Source organism: Acidobacteriota bacterium (assembly GCA_018001935.1).
Lineage (GTDB): Bacteria > Acidobacteriota > JAAYUB01 > JAAYUB01 > JAAYUB01 > JAGNHB01.
Window position 1 is genome coordinate 24718 of record JAGNHB010000033.1, and the last position, 18113, is coordinate 42830.

Annotated in this window: 16 protein-coding genes; 14 read left to right on the forward strand and 2 right to left on the reverse strand. The window is 67.4% G+C overall.

Features of this window, described 5'->3' with window-relative positions:
* Positions 1-135: 135 nt before the first annotated feature.
* The 14 genes from KA419_12915 (at position 136) to KA419_12980 (ending at position 14381) form a co-directional block, all read left to right on the forward strand.
* Positions 136-960, forward strand: coding sequence for an SCO family protein (locus KA419_12915; GenBank protein MBP7866838.1), 825 nt, complete (start codon positions 136-138; stop codon positions 958-960).
* Positions 957-2630 carry a cbb3-type cytochrome c oxidase subunit I gene (locus KA419_12920; GenBank protein MBP7866839.1) on the forward strand — a complete coding sequence of 558 codons (1674 nt, stop codon included), beginning with the start codon at positions 957-959 and terminating at the stop codon, positions 2628-2630. The genes KA419_12915 and KA419_12920 overlap by 4 nt, the downstream gene beginning before the upstream one ends.
* Positions 2627-3250, forward strand: coding sequence for a cytochrome c oxidase subunit 3 family protein (locus tag KA419_12925; protein MBP7866840.1), 624 nt, complete (start codon positions 2627-2629; stop codon positions 3248-3250). The genes KA419_12920 and KA419_12925 overlap by 4 nt, the downstream gene beginning before the upstream one ends.
* Positions 3251-3260: 10 nt before the next feature.
* Positions 3261-3560: a cytochrome C oxidase subunit IV family protein gene (locus KA419_12930; GenBank protein MBP7866841.1), complete on the forward strand. Its 300-nt coding sequence runs from the start codon at positions 3261-3263 to the stop codon at positions 3558-3560.
* A gap of 238 nt (positions 3561-3798) precedes the next feature.
* Entirely contained in the window at positions 3799-4725 is a 927-nt protein-coding gene (gene coxB, locus KA419_12935) for a cytochrome c oxidase subunit II (GenBank protein ID MBP7866842.1), read from the forward strand.
* Positions 4726-4958: 233 nt separating this feature from the next.
* Positions 4959-5810 (forward strand): UbiA family prenyltransferase, encoded by an 852-nt coding sequence (locus tag KA419_12940; GenBank protein MBP7866843.1) that lies wholly within the window; start codon positions 4959-4961, stop codon positions 5808-5810.
* Positions 5807-6130: a nucleotidyltransferase family protein gene (locus tag KA419_12945; protein ID MBP7866844.1), complete on the forward strand. Its 324-nt coding sequence runs from the start codon at positions 5807-5809 to the stop codon at positions 6128-6130. The genes KA419_12940 and KA419_12945 overlap by 4 nt, the downstream gene beginning before the upstream one ends.
* 294 nt (positions 6131-6424) lie before the next feature.
* Complete coding sequence (locus KA419_12950) at positions 6425-7684, forward strand: c-type cytochrome (protein ID MBP7866845.1); 1260 nt, start codon at positions 6425-6427, stop codon at positions 7682-7684.
* Positions 7681-8193 carry a cytochrome c3 family protein gene (locus KA419_12955; protein MBP7866846.1) on the forward strand — a complete coding sequence of 171 codons (513 nt, stop codon included), beginning with the start codon at positions 7681-7683 and terminating at the stop codon, positions 8191-8193. The genes KA419_12950 and KA419_12955 overlap by 4 nt, the downstream gene beginning before the upstream one ends.
* Before the next feature lie 33 nt (positions 8194-8226).
* Positions 8227-10950, forward strand: coding sequence for a 4Fe-4S dicluster domain-containing protein (locus tag KA419_12960; GenBank protein ID MBP7866847.1), 2724 nt, complete (start codon positions 8227-8229; stop codon positions 10948-10950).
* 130 nt (positions 10951-11080) lie between these two features.
* Positions 11081-11449, forward strand: coding sequence for a GxxExxY protein (locus KA419_12965; GenBank protein ID MBP7866848.1), 369 nt, complete (start codon positions 11081-11083; stop codon positions 11447-11449).
* 213 nt (positions 11450-11662) lie between these two features.
* Entirely contained in the window at positions 11663-12955 is a 1293-nt protein-coding gene (gene nrfD / locus KA419_12970) for a polysulfide reductase NrfD (protein ID MBP7866849.1), read from the forward strand.
* Complete coding sequence (locus tag KA419_12975) at positions 12952-13389, forward strand: DUF3341 domain-containing protein (protein MBP7866850.1); 438 nt, start codon at positions 12952-12954, stop codon at positions 13387-13389. The genes nrfD and KA419_12975 overlap by 4 nt, the downstream gene beginning before the upstream one ends.
* On the forward strand, positions 13386-14381 hold the full coding sequence (locus KA419_12980; GenBank protein ID MBP7866851.1) for a hypothetical protein: 996 nt from the start codon (positions 13386-13388) through the stop codon (positions 14379-14381). The genes KA419_12975 and KA419_12980 overlap by 4 nt, the downstream gene beginning before the upstream one ends.
* On the opposite strand, the gene KA419_12985 is transcribed toward KA419_12980, so the two are convergent.
* Together KA419_12985 and KA419_12990 are read right to left on the reverse strand one after the other, a co-directional pair.
* Entirely contained in the window at positions 14368-14997 is a 630-nt protein-coding gene (locus tag KA419_12985; protein ID MBP7866852.1) for a DUF47 family protein, read from the reverse strand. The genes KA419_12980 and KA419_12985 overlap by 14 nt on opposite strands.
* A complete protein-coding gene (locus KA419_12990; GenBank protein MBP7866853.1) occupies positions 14994-18104 on the reverse strand; it encodes an efflux RND transporter permease subunit in 3111 nt (1036 codons plus the stop codon). Before KA419_12990 ends, KA419_12985 begins: the two co-directional genes overlap by 4 nt.
* Positions 18105-18113 lie beyond the last annotated feature (9 nt).

Genomic DNA, 18113 nt, shown 5'->3' on the forward strand with positions numbered 1-18113 from the left:
ATATTGGGACCCGGGCCCCCGCTTGAACATCCCCCTTGCTTTCCCCGGCGGGCTTGTGTTAAAGAAATTCCAAGTCGAGCGGGTTATGAACTGAGGGCCGTTTTCGAAAGATTTCGTGACAGGGGGCGTTGTACCATGGCGCTGTGGGCGGGTCTTGCCGGTGGCGGTCGACTCCGGTCGACGATCCTGATTTTCCTGGCCGTGCTGTCCGCGATCGCGGCGGCCCCGGGGGTGCCGGGCCAGGCCCCGGCCGCGGACATCGGCATCGACGAGCACCTGGGGACTTTCCTCCCGAAGGACCTCGTCTTCCTGGACGAGGCGGGCAAGCCGGTCCGGCTGGGTGAGCTGATCCGGAAACCGACGCTGCTGGCCCTGGTCTACTTCCGCTGCCCCGGCATCTGCACCCCGCTCCTGGAAGGCCTGGCGGACGTCCTGAACCAGTTGCGGTCCGAGCCCGGCAAGGACTTTCAGGTGGTCACCATCTCCTTCCACGCCGGCGACACCCCCGAGCTGGCCCGGCAGAAGAAGGCCAACTTCCTCAAGATTCTCACGCGGCCGTTCCCGCCGGAGAGCTGGCACTGGCTGACGGGCGACCAGGCGGCCATCGACGCCGTCACCGCCGCGGTCGGCTTCCGCTACGTCCGGCAGGGGAAGGACTACGCCCACCCCGGGGCCATCTACTTCATCTCGGACCAGGGCAAGATCTGCCGCTACCTCTACGGGATCCGGTTCCTGCCCAACGACGTGGAGTTGGCCCTGATGGAGGCGTCGGAAGGGAGGACCTCGGCCTCCATCAACCGGGTCCTGAACTTCTGCTACAGCTACGACCCGGTCAGCAAGACCTACGTCTTCAACTTCCTCAAGGTGGCCGGGGTCGTCACCCTGCTGGTCCTGGCCCTCTTTGTTATCGTCCTGGTCGTCATCAGTCGAAAACGCAAGACGAGGAGAACCGACGCATGAGTGAACCGGCCGCTGCCGCGACCGCCGCCGAGAGCTACCTGTCCCCGCCCGGGGGTCGACCGGGGATCCGGGGGTGGATTTTTTCCACCGACCACAAGCGAATCGGGGTCCTCTACCTGGTGTCCATGTCGACCTTCTTCGGGATCGGGGCCCTCATCGGGGTCCTGATGCGCCTCGAACTCATCGCCCCGGGCCGGACCCTCATGGCCGCCCAGACCTACAACGCCCTCTTCACCACCCACGGCGTCATCATGATCTTCCTCTTCATCGTCCCGGGCCTGCCGGCGGTGTTCGGGAACTTCTTCCTCCCCCTGCAGGTGGGGGCCCGGGACGTGGCCTTCCCCCGGCTGAACCTCCTCTCGTGGTGGCTCTACATGACGGGCGCGGTCCTCGCGGTGGTGGCCCTCTTCACCGGGACCGGCCTGCCCGACACCGGGTGGACCTTCTACGTCCCCTACGCCGTCCGCACCACCACCAACATCACCCTGGCGGCCTTCGCGGTCTTCGTCCTCGGCTTCTCCTCCATCCTCACGGGGATCAACTTCATCGTCACCATCCACCGGCTGCGGGCGAAAGGGATGGGGTTCTTCCGGATGCCCCTCTTCGTCTGGTCCCTCTACGCCACGGCCTGGATCCAGATCCTGGCCACCCCCATCCTGGGGATCACGGTGGTCCTGCTGATGCTGGAGCGCCTCTTCGCCCTGGGGCTCTTCGACCCCGCCCGGGGCGGCGACCCGCTCCTGTACCAGCACCTCTTCTGGATCTACTCGCACCCGGCGGTCTACATCATGATCCTGCCCGCCATGGGCGTGATCTCGGAGATCTTCCCCACCTTCGCCCGGAAGAACATCTACGGCTACAAGGCCATCGCCTTCTCCAGCATGGCCATCGCCTTCGTGGGCTACCTGGTGTGGGGCCACCACATGTTCACCGCCGGGATGAGCGACACGTCCCGCGCCCTCTTTTCCCTTCTCACGTTCATTGTGGCCATCCCCAGCGGCGTCAAGGTCTTCAACTGGGTGGCGACCCTGTACAAGGGGGCCACCCGCATCACGCCCCCCATGCTCTTCGCCCTCACCTTCATCTTCCTCTTCTCCATCGGGGGGTTGACGGGCCTGGTGAACGGCGCCCTGGCCACCGACATCCACATCACGGACACCTACTTCATCGTGGGGCACTTCCACTACGTGATGTTCGGGGGGACCGGCCTGGCCTTCTTCGCCGCGCTCCTCTACTGGTTCCCCAAGATGTTCGGCCGGATGTACCCCTTCCGCCCCGTGATCGTCTCGTGGGTCCTGTTCTTCGCGGGCTTCAACCTGCTCTACTTCACCATGCTGGCCATGGGGTGGATGGGCATGCCGCGGCGCTACTACGACTACCTGCCGAGCTTCCACACGCCGCACGCGGTGGCCACCGTGGGCTCGTGGTTGATGGTGGCCGGGCTGGTGGTGCTGTCCTGGAACTTCCTGCGGGCCCTGAAGAAGGGCGAGCCGGCGCCGGCGGACCCCTGGGGCGGCCCCACCCTGGAGTGGAAGACCGCGTCGCCGCCGCCGGTGGAGAATTTCCACGCGGAACCGGTGGTGACCCACGGTCCCTACTGGTTCCCGGAGAACGCGGGGGCCGAGACCCCGAACGGCGCCGACACGCCGCCGAGGGAAGGTGACGCATGAGCACGGGCGAGCAGGCCGTCCACGGCCACCCTTCCGACGCGCTGGGCGCGCGCATCGGCATGTGGCTCTTCCTCCTCACGGAGATGGTGCTCTTCGGCGGGCTCTTCCTGCTCTACGCGGTCTACCGGGCCAAGTTCCCGGCCGACTTCCACTTCTGCACCCTCCAACTCGACACCCTCCTGGGGACGGTCAACACGGTGGTCCTGCTCACCAGCAGCCTCACCATGGTGCTGGCGGTGGGGGCCCTGGAGCGCGACCGGGCCCGGCTCAGCGCCTTCTTCACCGGCCTGACCATCCTGCTGGCCGTGGTTTTCCTGGTGAACAAGTACTTCGAGTGGAGCGCCAAGATCCACCACGGGATCTGGCCCAACTCCCCGGAACTCACCGGCCACACCCCGGGGGAGAACCTGTTCTTCGGCCTCTACTACGCCATGACGGGGCTCCACGGGATCCACGTCCTGGCGGGGGTGGGGGTGCTGGCCGTCATGCTGCGGAAAGTGCTGCGCGGGGCCACCGCCCCGGCCCGGCTCCTGATCCAGATGGAGAACGCCGGCCTCTACTGGCACCTGGTGGACGTGGTCTGGATCTTCCTCTTCCCCCTGTTCTACCTCATCTCGTAAAGGAGCGCCCATGGACGCGCAGAACGGCAAGGTCGAGCACAGGGAACCGGTCCCCTACGGCACCTACGTCATGGTCTGGCTCGGGCTCCTGTGCCTGACGGGCGTCACCATCACGGCGGCGGGGCTGCACTTCGGCCGGCTGAGCGTCATCGTGGCGCTGAGCGTCGCCGCCGTGAAGGGGAGCCTGGTGGTGGCCCACTTCATGCGGCTCAAACACGAGGAGCGGTTCTTCAAGATCATGCTCCTGCTCACCATCGCCACCCTGGCGGTCATCATGATCCTGACGTTCGCCGACACCGCCTTGAGGTAACGAGTAATTGCTACCACGAAATACACGAAATACACGAAAAGGGATTTGAGCGTGGGAATACTGACGAGCCCGAATCTTATCCGGGATATAAACAAAGAGGCAACCCGTCGGAATGATCATCCGATCGGTTCCGGGATGGGTCATCAGGCGGGTTCCGGCCCGGTTCCGGTTTTCCCGCTTCTTTCGTGTATTCCGTGTATTTCGTGGTTCCATTCTGTCGGGTATTCGAGGTGAAGGGATGAAAGGGGCGGAGGCCAACCTGACCCAGGTCGTGGACAACGTGTTCCTCTACATCGTCGGGATCTCCGTGGTCCTGCTGGTCCTGGTGACGGGACTCATGATCTTCTTCGCCGTCCGGTACAACCGCCGCCGGCACCCCCGGGCGGTGGAGGTGGAGGGGAGCGCCTGGCTGGAGATCCTCTGGACCGTCATCCCCACGATCCTGGTCCTGAGCATGTTCTACTTCGGCTACGAGGGGTTCCGCCTCATGCGGTCCGTCCCGGAGGGGGCCATGGAGGTGAAGGTCACCGGCCGGATGTGGGACTGGAGCTTCGAGTACCCCAACGGGCGGAAGTCCAACGAACTGTACGTGCCGGTGGGGAAACCCGTCAAGCTGAGCCTGAAGTCGCTGGACGTCATTCACAGCTTCTACATCCCCGCCTTTCGCGTCAAGGAGGACGCCGTGCCGGGCCAGGAGAACTACCTCTGGTTCAAGCCCCAGACCATGGGGCCCGCCGACATCTACTGCGCCGAGTACTGCGGGCAGAGCCACGCCTACATGATGTCGAAGGTCCACGTCCTGTCCGGGGAAGCGTTCGCGAAGTGGTACGGCCAGGCCCCCGGGGCGGCCCCGGAGATGGACCCGAAGCTGGCGGAGATCTTTCAGCGGCACGGCTGCCTGGCGTGCCACGCCCTCACCGGGGACACGCCCAACGCCCCCGGCTTCAGGGACCTGGCGGGGAAGACGATCACGGTGCGCTCGGGGGAGACCCGGCGGGAGGTGGTGATCGACGCGGACTACCTGCGCCGCGCCATCACCGAGCCCGACGCCGAGATCCACGAGGGTTTCCAGTCCACGATGCCGAAGTCCCCCGGCCTCACGGCGGCGGAGGTCGACGCGATCGTGGCCTTCCTGCTGGGGCCGTCAAAAGGGAATATCCCATGATCCCCCTCCCCTTCGACACTCCCCCATCGGTATCTGAATTGGAATCGGTATCGGTATCGCAATCGGTATCGCAATCGTTATCGCAATCGTTATCGCAATCGACACCGACTGCGATTGCGACCCCGATACCGACTGCGACTGCGATACCGATACCGACTGCGACCCCGATACCGATACCGACCCCGATGGGATAGGCGAATAGGATGGATTGGACGGGAAGGGATGGACGACACATGATCCTGGAACTGGTCAAGGGGCGGATATCGGCGGCGGCGGCCGGGACGGCGGTCACGGGGTACCTGCTCGCCGGCGGGCGCCCGTCCGTCACCCTGGGGGAGGTGTTCCTCGGGACGCTGCTCAGCGCCTTCGGGGCCTCGGCCCTCAACCAGTGGCAGGAACGCGCCGCGGACGCCCGCATGCCCCGCACCGCCGCCCGCCCGATCCCCTCGGGGCGGGTGTCGCCGGGGTCGGCGCTGGCGCTGGCGGCGGCGCTGATCGCCGCGGGGTTGGCCCTCCTCGCCCGGGCGGGGGGCCTCGGGCCGCCGGTCCTCGCCGCGGCCGCGGTCGCGGTGTATGCCGGACTCTACACCCCCCTCAAGCGCCGGACGCCCTTCGCCTCCGTCCCGGGCGCCCTGACCGGCGCCCTGCCGCCCCTGGTCGGGTGGGCCGCCGCGGGGGCGTCCCCGGCCTCCGCCCCGGCGCTGGCCCTGGGGACCTTCTTCTTCCTCTGGCAGGTCCCCCACTTCATCTTCCTCTTCCGGCGCTTCGAGGCGGAGTACCGGCAGGCCGGCTTCCCGGTACTGGGGGACGTCCTCTCCGGCCGCCAGGCGGACCGTTTGGCCTTCGTCTGGGTGAACGCCGCGGCCTGCGCCGCCCTGGCCTTCCCCCTCTTCGGCCTGGTGCGCCGGCCCGCGGGGGCCATCCTCCTGGCGGCGGCGGCGCTGGTGCTGGCGGGGGCCGCCCTGGTTTCCCTCCTGCGCGGGGGCGCCGACCCGCGCCGCTTCCGCCGGGACTTCCGGTGGGTGAACGCGTTCGCCCTCGCGGTGTGCCTCGTCGCCGCCGCGGACGGGCTGGGGGGACCATGAAACCCGCTTCAGGTGAAACCCTCAAGGTCCGGATACCCATCCCTCGCCCGCAATTGGAGGCCTGTTGCCGGAAGTACCACATCCGGAGACTGGCCCTCTTCGGGTCCGTGCTGAGGGAGGATTTCGGCCCGGACAGCGATGTGGACGTCCTGGTGGACTTTGAGGAAGGTCACGTGCCCGGATTGGCCTTTTTCGATATTCAGAGAGAACTCACCGAAATCCTCGGGCGGGACGCCGATCTGAACACTCCCGATGATCTCAGCCCGTACTATCGTCAGCAGGTCATGGAAGAGGCGGAGGATCTCTATGTCGAGGCATGACCCCTGGATCTGCGCGCGTGAGGTTCTGGATTATTCGCAGGAAGCCATCGCACCGAGCCGGGGAAGGACATGGCAGGATTTCGATGAAGATCGGCTTTTCGATACGAACCTGACATCTCCGCAAAACGTCTTTTCTCTCACAGAGGCACGGAGGCACAGAGAAGTGCAATTTGTATTTCTTAGACAAAACATGCTTTATGGTTCCTCTCCGTGCCTCCGTGCCTCTGTGAGAGAAAAATCCGGATTTTTTGGCGAGATCATCAAAAAAGATTCTGATCACGGAGAGCTGCCCTGATGCTTGACCTGGACAAACTGATCCTGCCGCCCTCGCCGGGCTTTTTGCAACTGGTCTACGGGCTGGTGCCGGCCATGCTCCTCCTTCTGCTCCCCTTCGCGGGGGCGGCGGTGGTGTCGAGCCTCCTGTCCGTCGCGACGGGGAAACGCCGCCCCGACCGGGCGGAGGCCTTCCTGCGGGTGATCCCCGCCGGGGCCGGGGCCTGGCTGATCTTCGGCTTCCTCCCGCTGGTCTCCCTCGTGTTCCTGCTCCACATGCTGTTTTACGGCACGACGGTCCCCGTGGAGCGCTACGTGCTGCGCATCGTCCCGCCCGCGGGCATCGGGCTTCTGCTCCTCGCCGCCCACCGGCGCCGGCCCTCGCCCTTCCTCGGCGGCGTCGGTTCGCTCCTGCTCCTGGCGGGGCTCTTCTTCCAGCTGGACGTCCTGGCCCTCCTCATGGCCCCCGAGCGGTGGCCCTTCGTGAAGACGCCCCTGCCCTTCATCTTCTCGGTGCACGTCCCCACGCACTTCCTGGTCTTCCTGGCGCTGTCGGTGGTGGCGACCGGGGCGCTCCTGGCCTTCCGGGCGCTTCACTGGCGCGAGACGGCCCTCCCCGAGGGGCCGCTCCGGGCCGAGGTCCGGCGGTGGTCCGTCGGGCTCGTCCTCGGGGGCGCGCTCCTGCTGCCCGCCCTGCTGGTCTGGGAGTACAACTCCATCCCCGACTACGCGCTGGGCTGGGCGGTCTTCGTCCTGGGCTGGGCGTTCCTGGCCGTCGGGCTGGCACTCTGCGTCGGGGCGCTCTCGGCGGCCCTCCGGGACGCGCCCCTGCGGCCGGTGGCGACCCTGGCCCTCGTCCTGGCCCTCTTCGGGCTCTTCGCCGCCCGGGACACGGTCCTTCTCTCCACCGCGAACCAGGAACACCTGGTGCTCCTGGCCGCTCGGGCGAAGGCGGACCAGGCGGCCCTGCAGCAGGCCCAGGAGAAGCGCTACGCGTCCGCCCTGCCCATCGACCCGAAGCTGGGCGAGAAGATTTTCAACGAGCGGTGCTCGGCGTGCCACCAGTTCGACCGGAAGGTGGTGGGGCCGCCGTACCTGGAGACGGTCCCGAAGTACCAGGGCAAACCCGAGGCCCTCCGGGACTTCATCCTCAACCCGGTGAAGATCGACCCGGCCTACCCGGCCATGCCCGGCCAGGGGCTCAACCGGCGCGAGGCGGAGTCGGTGGCCCGGTACCTTCTGACCCACGTGGCGGAAATGACGGCGGGAGGGAAGCCATGAACCGGCGACTGCTCACCCTGGCCGTGACGGGGTATTTCGTCCTCTGCGCCGCGGGGCTCGCGGGCTTGGCGGCCTGGTGGAAGACCCACTGGGAAGCGCCCGTGCAACCCGTCTTCTTCAAGCACGACCTGCACGTTCAGAAAGTGGGGCTCGACTGCCGGCACTGCCACACCACGACGGCCTTCTCCCGGCACGCCGGCGTCCCCGCACTGGAGGTCTGCATGAAGTGCCACGAATCGGCGGTGACGGACCGTCCCGAGGTGCGCAAGCTGACGGCCGGGTGGCGGGCCGCCAAACCGCTCCCCTGGGTGCGGGTCCACGAGAACCCCTGGCACGTGTACTTCTCCCACAAGCGCCACGTCCGCCGCGGGCTGGACTGCACGAACTGCCACGGCGAGGTGAAGGCCATGGAGCGCCTGCGACAGGTGCGCTCCCTGTCCATGGGGTGGTGCCTGAACTGCCACCGGCTCTACCGGGCTCCCACCGACTGCTGGACGTGTCACAAGTGACGCGGGTTAGCCGAATCCCCTGAAGGTGAATCGATGAAGAGACGAGACTTTCTGAAACTCATGGGCATGGCCACCGGCGCGGCGGTGACGGTTTCCTGCGGCAGCCGGTCGAAAATCGTGTCCGAGTTGCACGGCGGCGGGCCGCTTCCCGGGGAAGGGGTCTACGTCCCCAGCGTCTGCACGGCCTGCCCGGCCGGTTGCGCCGTCCGGGCCCGGGTGGTGGACGGGTGGCCCGTCAAGCTCGAGGGCGAACACGGGTTGTGCATCCGCGGCCAGGCGCGGCTCGCCCGGCTCTACCACCCCGAACGCCTCCGGGGGCCCCGGTCCGGGGCGGGCAAAGGGAAGCCGGTCCCCTGGGACCAGGCCCTCGCGACGCTGAAGGGCGCGCTGGACCAGGCCCGGCGCGAGGGGAAAACGAACGTCTGGCTCCACGGCCACGTGCCGGGGACCCTCTCCCGCCTGCTGGACGACTTCTGCCGGCGGACGGGGACGGTGCGCTGCGGCGAGGCGGAGGCCCTCCAGCCGGGCGCCCTCCGGCGGGCCTGCCAGGACCTGGGGATGCCGGGGGTCCCCCTGCCCGACCTGTCGGGGTGCGACACCTGGGTGACCGTTGGGGCGGACCTCTTCGAGGCTTCGCCGGACCCCGTGGAGTTCGCCCGCCAGTACGGCGTCGCGAGCGGGCGGGAGGGGTTCCGCTGGTTCCACCTCGAGCCCGGCCTCGGGCTGACGGGCCTCGCGGCGGGGACACGCCTCGCCGTTCGGCCCGGGAGCGAGGCCGACATCCTCGAGTGGCTCTTCCACCGGGTGCGGCACCGGGCGGACGTGGAGGGCCTCCGCAACGTGATCCCCCACCCCGCGACGGACAAGGTCGCCGCGACCGCGGGGCTGGACGCCCGGCAGCTCGAGGAAATCGCCCGTGCGCTGGACCGGGCGAAACACCCGGCCGTGGTGGGCGGCCTCTTCGCCGTCGCCCAGCGGGGGGGGGACGCCGCGGCCCGGGCCTCGGTCGCCCTTCTGGCGGCCCTCGGCCTGCCCGGCCGCCACCTCCGGGGTTTCCTCGCCGCCCCCCGTTTCGACCTGCCCGTGCACGCCCTGCCGGAGCTGCTGGAATCGGGGCGCTGCGGGGTCCTCCTGGTCTCCCACCTGGCCGACGCCGCCCTGCCGGCCGAGGTGTCGAAGGCCCTGACCAGGGCGGCCTTCCGCGTGGGGTTCACGGACCTGCCGCCGGCCTGGGGCGGGGCGTGCGACCTGCTGCTCCCCCCCTCGGACATCCTGGAGACCTGGGGCGACGCGGAGCCGCTGCAGAACCGCCCGCGGGCCGCCAAACCCGCCCTGGCCAAGCCGATCCACGACACCCTTCCGCTGGGCGAGATCCTGTTGAAACTCTCGGGGGCCGGCGGCACCTGGAAGGCCTGGCTCCTCGAGGCGTGGAAGGCCCGGGGGCTGGATTTCGAGGCCCCGCCGGCGCCCGGCCCGGCCGGCTGGTCACCCGACCCCGAAGTCCTCGCCGGGGCCTTTGCGAACCCGGCCGCGCGGCCCGTCCCGCCGTCGGGCGCCACGCTCCTGCTCATGCCCACCGCCCGCGGGTACGACGGGCGCGACACCGCCATCCCCCTGCTCCGGGAAGTTCCGGACCCCCTCGCCTCGGTCTCCTACGGCGCCTTCGCCCTGCTCCACCCCGCCACGGCCGCCGGGGCGGGGCTTTCCGACGGGGCCACCGCCCGGATCGAGATCCCGGCCGGGGCCGTGGACGCGGCGGTCCGCACGGTGGAGGCCGTGCCGCCGGGCGTGGTGCTGTTGCCCCTGGAACACCGGGGCCCGCTGGCGATCCCCTGGGACCCGAAGACGGGGGACTACCACCTGCGCCTCGACAACGTCCGGCTCGCCCGGTCTTCCGCGGCGCTTCCCGTGGCCGTCCTCTCCGGCGGCCGCGACGCCCGCGGGCGGGGGATCACGGAACCCGCCCCGGTCCACCACGCCCACGCCCACGGCGGGAGCGAGGCCCACGCCCACCCCGCGGACGAGAAGCAGGAACCGATCCCCGGGAAGGCCCAGCCCACGCTCTACCCGCCCCACGCGCACAAGGACTACCGCTGGGGCCTCGCCGTGGACCTGGCCCGCTGCACCGGCTGCTCCGCGTGCGTGGCGGCCTGCTACGTGGAGAACAACGTGGCGCTCACCGGCTTCGACGAACACGTCCGGGGGCGGGAGATGTCGTGGCTGCGCATCCAGCCCTACGACCTGCCCGGCGCTCGCATGGAGTTCGTCCCCATGATGTGCCAGCAGTGCGACCACGCCCCCTGCGAGCCCGTCTGCCCCGTCTATGCCGCCTACCACAGCGACGAGGGGCTCAACGTGCAGGTCTACAACCGGTGCGTGGGCACCCGGTACTGCGCCAACAACTGCCCGTACAAGGTGCGGCGGTTCAACTGGTTCGACCACGCCTGGGCGCCGCCGTCCGACAAGGGGCTCAACCCCGACGTCTCGGTCCGGCCCCGGGGGGTCATGGAGAAGTGCACCTTCTGCATCCAGCGCATCCGGTGGGCCAAGGACCGCGCCCGGGACGAGGGGCGGAAGGTGCGCGACGGCGAGATCGTGCCGGCCTGCGCCCAGGCCTGCCCCGCGGGCGCCATCGTGTTCGGCAACCTCCTTGACCCGGAAGCCGAGGTCTCGAAGTGGGCCCGCTCGGAACGGGCTTACCGCATCCTCGAGGAGGTCGGCACCCGCCCCGCCGTCTACTACCTCCGACGAGTGTGAGATGATGAACCACGAACCACCCGAACTTCGGATCAACAGGAACCACGGATGAACACGGATAAACACGGATGAGCATGGGTGGCCTGGACAGGAAAGAGAAAAGAGGGGCGAGAGTTGGAGATTTTGAAAAATGGAGCTGATGGAAAAAGAGTTGACGGAGAAAATCATAGGCTCCTGCCTCGAGGTCTCAAACGAGCTGGGGGTTGGATTCCTGGAGAGTGTTTACCATAAGGCATTGATGGTCCGTCTAAAGGAAACGGGTATCGAATACCAGTCGCAAACCCCGTTGAAAGTGAGTTTTCATGGACATGACGTGGGTGAGTTTTTTGCGGATCTGTTCGTTGAAGGGAAAGTCCTTGTGGAATTGAAAGCCGTGAAGGAACTGATCCCCGAGCACGAGGCACAATTGTTGAATTATCTCAAGGCTTCGGGGATACGGGTGGGACTGCTGGTTAATTTCGGAAAACCGAGGCTGCAATGGAAACGTTTTGTTCTCTGAAACGCAACCGTTTATCAGCAATCTTCTGCGATGAGCCTCTTCGCGATCGGATTCGTCCCGCGGCGCTCTCTCCCTTCAAAATACCAAACCCTATCCGTATTCATCCGTGTCCATCCGTGTTCATCCGTGGTTTGTGTCCATCCGTGGTTTGTGTCCATCCGTGGTTTGTGTCCATCCGTGGCTCATCTCTATCCGTGGTTTCATGAGGCAGGAATGAAAGCAGTTTACGACACCATCGAAACCGACGTCCTGGCGGCCATGCGCGCGCCGGGGAAGGCCTACAAGGCGGCGCTGGGGTTTTCCATCCTCCTCTTCCTCCAGGGGATGGCCTTCTGGGGCTGGCAGATTCACACGGGGATGGGGATGGCGGGGAAGAACAACCCCGTGGGGTGGTTCTTCTACATCACCGACTTCGTCTTCTGGGTCGGCATCGCCCACTCGGGGACCCTGATCTCGGCGGTCCTCTTCCTGTTCCGGGCCCGCTTCCGCAGCTCCTTCAACCGCGCCGCCGAGGCCATGACCATCTTCGCCGTCATGACCGCCGGCCTCTTCCCCCTCATCCACCTGGGGCGCACCTGGTTCTTCTACTGGCTGATGCCCTACCCGAACCAGCGGGAGCTGTGGGTGAACTTCCGCTCCCCCCTGGTCTGGGACGTCTTCGCCGTCAGCACCTACTTCACCGTGAGCCTGGTCTTCTTCTATGTGGGGCTCATCCCGGACCTGGCCGCGGCCCGGCGGCACTTCACCGGGCTCCGCAAGCGCCTCTACGACCTCTTCTCCCTGGGCTGGACCGGCACCCCCGACGAGTGGAACCACTACAACCGCCTCTACATGTTCCTGGCGGCCTTCGCCACGCCCCTGGTCATCTCGGTGCACTCGGTGGTCTCGTGGGACTTCGCCATGAGCGTCATCCCCGGCTGGCACACCACCATCTTCGCCCCCTACTTCGTGGCGGGCGCCATCTTCTCCGGCACCGCCATGGTCATCACCCTGGTGGTGCCCATGCGCAAGATCCTCTCCCTCGAGAAGTACATCACCATCGACCACTTCGAGAGCCTGGCGAAGATCCTCCTCTTCACCTCGCTGATCGTCTCCTTCGCCTACGCCGTGGAGTTCGGCATCGCCTTCTACAGCGGCATCCTCTTCGAGAAATACCACTTCACCTTCCGGCTCCTGGGGCACTACAAGTTCCTGTACTGGCTGATGGTCTTCTGCAACGTCCTCCTGCCCCTGACCGTCTTCGTGCGTAAGCTGCGGCGGAACCTGGTCTACCTCTTCGTCCTGTCCCTCTTCGTGAACGTGGGGATGTACCTGGAGCGCTTCGTCATCATCACCACCTCCCTGGCGCGGGACTTCGACCCCTACAGCTGGGGCGACCCCATCCCCTCCCTCACCGACGTGGGGATCACCCTGGGCAGCTTCGGCCTCTTCTTCACCCTCTTCCTCCTCTTCATCAAGGCGCTGCCCGTCCTCTCCATCACCGAAGTCAAGGAGCACTCCCGATGAGCAAGGAACACGTCTTCGACAACCCCGCGGACTTCGTCGCCCGGCTCGAGGAACTGCGCCAATCGGGGGTCCCGCCCCGGCGGCTGGAGACCATCACCCCCTACCACGTCCACGAGACGGACCACCTGCTCCACGTCAGGCCCAGCCCCCTCAAGTTCTTCACCCTGATCGGCGCCGTGACGGGGCTGGTTGCGGGCCTCGGCCTCACCCTCTACTCGGTGCACGACTGGCCGCTGATGACGGGCGGCAAACCCGTCGTCTCCCTCCCCGCCTTCGTGGTGATCACCTTCGAGCTCACCATCCTGATCGGCGCGCTCTGCTCCTTCGCCGGCTTTTTGATCCTGGGCCGGCTGCCGTCCCTCCGGCGGATCCTGGAACCAAGGGAGCACGAGAACCGCTTCATCATCATCGAGCACGACGGGGAGGGCGCATGAAGACGCACCGCTACGCCGTCACCGCCGCGGCCGTCCTGGCCGCCTTCCTGGTGGACCTGGCCTTCGGCGTCCGCGCGGGGGCGTCGCTTCTGCCGGCCCTGCTGCTGGCGCTGGGGATGGTCCAGGGCGCGCTGGCCCTCGCCGCCGCCGCCGAGCTGTCCCGGGGCCGGTGGATCGAGCCGCTCCGGGAGGGCCTCCTGGACCTGCACCCCCTGCTCGTCCTGGGCCCGCTGGGCTTCCTCGCCTGGGCGCGGCACCTGTCCCTCTACGGCTGGGACGCCGCCCCCAACGCCTGGCTGAACCCGCCCTTCTTCGTGGGGCGCAACCTCGCCCTGGCCACCCTCGCCTGGCTGCTGGCGGGGGCCTTCGCCGGGGCGGTCCGGAAAAACTCGCCCCGGCGGGGGACGTGGGCCGTCCTCTACCTGCTGGCCTTCGTCTTCTGCCAGTCCATGGCGGGCTTCGACTGGGTCATGTCCTTCGACTACCCCTGGGCGGGGACCCTCTTCGGCCCGTACTTCTTCATCGAGGCCCTCTACCTGGGCATCGGGCTCGCGGTCCTGCTGGCGTTCAAAGCCGCCCGCACCGGCGGGACGGCGCTTCACCCCGCGCGGAAGGACGCGGTGACCCTCCTCTTCGGCTTCTCCCTGCTCTGGGCCGGGCAGTTCTTCGCCCAGTACCTGACCATCTGGTACGGGAACATCCCCGAGGAGGTGGACTACCTGGTCAAGCGCTTCCACATGCCCGGAATGGGCGCCCTCGGCACGGCCTTCCTGCTGATGATGTTCGCCGTCCCCTTCGTCGTCCTCATCTCCCGGCGGGCCAAGGAGACCTTCGTGGCCCCGGCCGTCGTCCTGGTGACCTGGCTGGGGTACCTGGTGGAGAAGGTCTTCATGCTGGCGCCGTCCGCCCCCCTGGACCCTGCCGCCCTGGCGGTGCTGACCGCGATCCTCCTCGTTCCCGCCGCCGTGGCGCTGCGCGTCAGACGTTCTTGAGGATGATGCTTTCCAGGACGAGGCCCACGCGGTGGACCCGGAGGGCGGCCTCCTCGAGCCGGTCGTAGAGGCGGGCCCACTTCACGAGTTCCAGGAGACGGGGTGCGTCCGGCGGCGGGGCCTCGTAGAGTTCACCCAGGGCGACGAGGAGGACCATGTCGTTCTCCTCCATGATCCGGGCCAGCCTCCGGCGGTAGTCGGACGCGTTGCGGGCGACGACGACGTGGTGCACCATCTCGCGGGTGACCCCGGCCGCCTCCGCCAGGTTCTCCGCCAGTTGGAGGGCGGCCGGGCGGATCTCCGTGAAACCGTAGAGTCCCAGGCGGGCCGCGATCTTGCGGACGGCGCCGAGGGCCTCGTCCAGGGCGTAGGCGAGGCCGTGGAGGTCGGCCCGTTCGATGGGGTGCAGGAAGGTCAGGGAGAGTTGCTCGAGGACCTGGTGGAAGGTCTCGCCCGCCCGGGTTTCCACCGCCTGGATCCGCCCCGCCGGGCCCGCGACGTCGGGGTGTTCCCGGAACGCCTCGAGCAGCAGCTCCGCCGCGTGGCGGAGGTGTTCGCCCTGGGCCTGGAGGAGCGGCAGGAAGGGGAAATTCGGGCCGAGAAGGTTGAAGCTCATGGGGTCACTCCGGGCGCCGGCCGCCGGGTTCGCCGCGCGCGGGAGACCCACCGGCTGAAGCGGTCGAGGTAGATGTAGAAGACCGGCGTGATGTAGAGGGTGAAGAACTGCGAGAAGAGCAGCCCGCCCACCACGCAGACGCCGAGCGGCTGGCGGGCCTCCCCCCCGGCCCCGTAGCCCAGGGCGATGGGGAGGGCCCCGAGCAGGGCGGCCAGGGTGGTCATCATGATGGGCCGGAAGCGGTCCATGCAGGCCTGGTAGATGGACTCCTCCGGTTTCAGCTCGTGCAGCCGCTCGGCCTCCAGGGCGAAGTCCACCATCATGATCCCGTTCTTCTTGACGATCCCCACCAGCAGGATGATGCCCACCATGGCGTAGAGGTCCAGCTCCATCCCGAAAGCCCACAGGGAGACCAGCGCGCCGAACCCGGCCAGGGGGAGCGCCGTGAGGATGGTCAGGGGGTGGATGAAGCTCTCGTAGAGAATCCCCAGCACCATGTAGATGACGATGACCGTCAGGCAAACGAGGAAGCCCATCCCCGCCAGGGAGGACTGGAAGGCCTGCGCCGTCCCCTGGAAGCTTGTCTGGACGGTCCCCGGCAGGACCTCCAGGGCGGCCTTCCGGACCTGGTCCACGGCCTGGCTGATGGAGGCCCCGGGCTTCAGGTTGAAGAAGATGGTCGCGGAGGGGACCTGGCCCGAGTGGCTCACCGTCAGGGGCGCCACGTCCTCCCGGACCGTCGCCACGGTGTTGAGCGGGACCGGCGCCCCCCCCGCCGGCTTGACGTAAATCTTGTGGAGGGCCTCGGCGTTGGTTCGGAAACGGGGGTCCAGCTCCAGGATGACGTAGTAGAAGTTGGTGGCGGTGTAGATGGTGGAGACCTGCCGGGCCCCGTAGGCGGAGTAGAAGGCGTCCTGGACCTGGCGGAGGGTGAGCCCCAGCGCCGAGGCGCGGTCGCGGTCCACCTCCACCCACACCCGGGGCTTGCGCACCTGGAGGTCCGATTTCACGTCCAGCAGCATGGGCATGGCCCGCATGCGCTCCTCGAGCTTCGGCGCGTAGGTGTAGAGGTCCTCCAGGTCGGTGCTCTGCAGGGTGAACTGCCACTGGGCCGTGGACAGCCGCGCCCCGATGTTGACCACGGGCGGGTTGACCAGGGAGACGATCAGGCCGGGGATGTCGCGGATTTTCGGGCGCAGCCGGGTGATGATCTCGTCCACGGACTTCGTGCGCTGCTCCCGGGGTTTGAGGCCCACGAACAGCAGCCCCGTGCAGTCCCCGTTGAAACCCACCACGGAGACGATCTTGGCCTCCCGGCAGTCGGGGTCGTCGAGGATGATCCGGTTCAGCGTGTCCATGTGGCGGTGCATGTCGGCGAAGGACGTCCGGTCGCTGCCCTGGCAGAAGACCCGGAAAAAGTACTGGTCCTGGTTGGGGACGAAGCCCTTGGGGATCAGGCCGAGGACCTGGAACATGACGACCACCACGACCCCGGTGAAGACGAGGGCCAGGATCTTCCCCTTCAGCACGAGCCGCAGGGTCCACCCGTAGAGGTTGCGCCAGCCGTTGAGGAACCGCTCGCCGACGCGGTAGAGCCGCCCGTGGCGCCGCTCGGTCAGGCCGCTCAGGAGGCGGCTGCAGAGCATCGGGGTCAGGGTGAGGGAGAAGAAACCCGAGAACAGGATGGCCGTGGTGATGGCCACGGCGAACTCCCGGAAGAGACGGCCCAGGATGCCCCCCATGAAGAGGATGGGGATGAACACCACCGCCAGCGAGACCGTCATGGAGAGGATGGTGAACCCGATTTCCCGCGAGCCTTTCAGCGAGGCCTCCACGGCGTTCTCGCCGGACTCGATCCGGCGGATGATGTTCTCCATGACCACGATGGCGTCGTCCACCACGAAACCGATGGAGAGGGTGATGGCCATGAGGGAGAGCGTGTTCAGGGAGTAGTCCAGCAACGCCATCACCGCGTAGGTGCCGATGATGGAGAGGGGGACGACGAGGCTCGGGATGATGGTGGGTTTCCCCGCCCGGATGAACAGGAAGATCACGAACACCACGAGCCCGATGGTGAGGATCATGGTGAATTCGACGTCGTGAATGGACTCGCGAATGTAGTCCGACTGGTCGTAGAAGACGTCCAGACCGGCGGCCGAGGGGAGCATGGCCTGCAGCGTGGGGAGCTTCTTCCGGATCCGCTCGGTGATCTCCACCGTGTTGGAGCCCGGCTGCTTGGTGACCCGGATGCACACGGCGGCCTGGATCCTGCCCTTGTTCAGGTAGTCCGCGCGGGCCCGGTCGTTCTCCACCCCGTCGAGGACCCGGGCGACGTCCGAGATCCGGACCGGCCGCCCGTCGCGGTAGGTGACGATCAGCGACGCGAAGGAGCGGGCGTCGAAGAGCTGGCCGTTGGACTCCACGGTGTAGGAAATGACCCGCCCGTCGAGGGTGCCGCCGGGCAGGTTGACGTTGCCGTTCTGCAGCGCGTCGGAAACCTCGTTGATCCCGACGCCCAGGGCGGCCAGGCGGAAGGGGTCCACCTGGACCCGCACGGCGTAGCGCTGCACCGGCACGGCGTCCACCTCGGCCACCCCGTTGATGGCGGAAAGGTGGGCGATGAGGACGTTCTCCGCCCAGTCCTGGAGGCGGGTGACGGGGAGCGTGTCCGACGTGAGGGCCAGCATCATGATGGGCATGTCCGCCGGGTTGACCTTCTTGAAGGTGGGCGGGTTCGGCATGTTCTGCGGCAGGACGCCCATGGCGGCCGCGATGGCGCTGTTGACGTCCAGGGCGGCGGCATCGATGTTCCGTTCCAGGGAGAACTGGATGTTGATGGTGGTGACGCCGAGCTGGCTGGTGGAGGTCATGGAGTCGATGCCCGACAGCACCGAGAACTTCTTCTCCAGGGGCATGGCCACCGTGGCGGCCATGACCGCCGGGCTGGCGCCGGGCAGGACCGCCGTGACGCTGATGGTGGGGAAATCCACGTTGGGGAGGTTGTTGATGGGCAGCGAGCGGTAGCTGATGAGGCCGAACAGCAGCACGGCCGCCATCACCAGCAGGGTCATCACCGGCCGCCGGATCCAGATTTCCGAAAGGTTCACGCGGTAAAC